Source organism: Novosphingobium resinovorum, assembly GCF_027922145.1.
Lineage (GTDB): Bacteria > Pseudomonadota > Alphaproteobacteria > Sphingomonadales > Sphingomonadaceae > Novosphingobium > Novosphingobium resinovorum.
Map to the genome: position 1 here is coordinate 1 of NZ_BSFC01000053.1, position 1,253 is coordinate 1,253.

At 61.5% G+C, this 1,253-nt stretch carries 1 protein-coding gene; it reads right to left on the minus strand.

All coding sequences use genetic code 11. The annotated features are described in order from the left end of the window. Positions 1–5: 5 nt before the first annotated feature. Positions 6–1,202: an IS256 family transposase gene (locus PKE80_RS25195; RefSeq protein WP_103094720.1), complete on the minus strand. Its 1,197-nt coding sequence runs from the start codon at positions 1,200–1,202 to the stop codon at positions 6–8. Between the last annotated feature and the right edge of the window lie 51 nt (positions 1,203–1,253).

Consider the following 1,253-nt stretch of genomic DNA (forward strand, 5'->3'; position numbering starts at 1 on the left):
TCAGGTCAGGCGGCCAGTGCTGGCAAGCTGACAATAGGGTTATGGCTCACCGAGCCGAGAGTTTCCAGTGTCATGTAGCGGCGCGATACCGCCCACTCATCGTTCTGCTCCAGCATGAGCGCTCCGACGAGACGAACGACGGCAGCGTCATTCGGGAATATGCCGATCACGTCGGCCCTTCGCTTGATCTCCTTGTTGACTCTTTCCAGCGGGTTGGTGGACGCGATCTGCGCCCAATGATCCTTGGGGAAGGCCATGTAGGCGAGCACGTCTTCGCGTGATGCGTCCATCATGTCGGCCAGCTTTGGAAACTTCTCGCGCAGGGCATCAGCAACTTGGTCCCACTGCTGGTGCGCTGCCTCGGCCGTTTCCTGCGCGAAGATGGTCTTGATCATGGCAATGACAGCGGGTCGTTGTTTCGGCGCGGCATGGGCAAACGCGTTGCGCATCCAGTGCACCCGGCAGCGCTGCTGGGTTGCGGCAAATACCTTGCTGGCCGCGGCGCGCAGCCCTTTGTGATCGTCGGAGATGACCAGCTTCACACCTCGCAGGCCGCGATCCGCCAGCGAGCGCAGGAAGGCTTTCCAGAAGGGTTCGGCTTCCGACGGGCCGGTGGCTACGCCCAGAACCTCGCGCCGGCCATCGGTGTTGACGCCCACCGCGATTATCGCCGCCGTCGAGACAATCCGTCCGCCCTCGCGCTCTTTGAGGTAGGTGGCGTCGATCCATAGATAGGGCCACTCACCTTCAATGGGCCGCGTAAGGAAGGCATTCACCCGCTCGTCTATCTCGGCAACCAAACGGCTGACCTGGCTCTTTGATACACCGCTGGCGCCCATAGCCTTGACCAGATCGTCGACCGAACGGGTCGAAACGCCGTGGACGTAGGCTTCCTGGATCACTGCCGCCAAGGCCTTCTCGGCGGTGCGGCGTGGCTCCAAGAAGCTCGGGAAGTAACTGCCTTTGCGCAGCTTCGGGATTGCCAGATCAATCCGGCCAGCTCGCGTATCCCAACTGCGCTCGCGGTAGCCGTTGCGGTGGTTCAGCCGCTCCGGGCTGCGTGATCCGCAAGGCACGCCCGTCTTCGCCTCGATCTCCAGATCCATCATGCGCTCCGCGGCGAAAGCCAGCATCTCACGCACCAAATCGCTATCAGCCCCTTGCTCAATTAGCTCGACAAGGGCCATTCTGTCGTCGGTCATCGTCTTCTTCTCCAGGTTCGAGTTCGCATCCGAACCCTACCAGAAGATCGA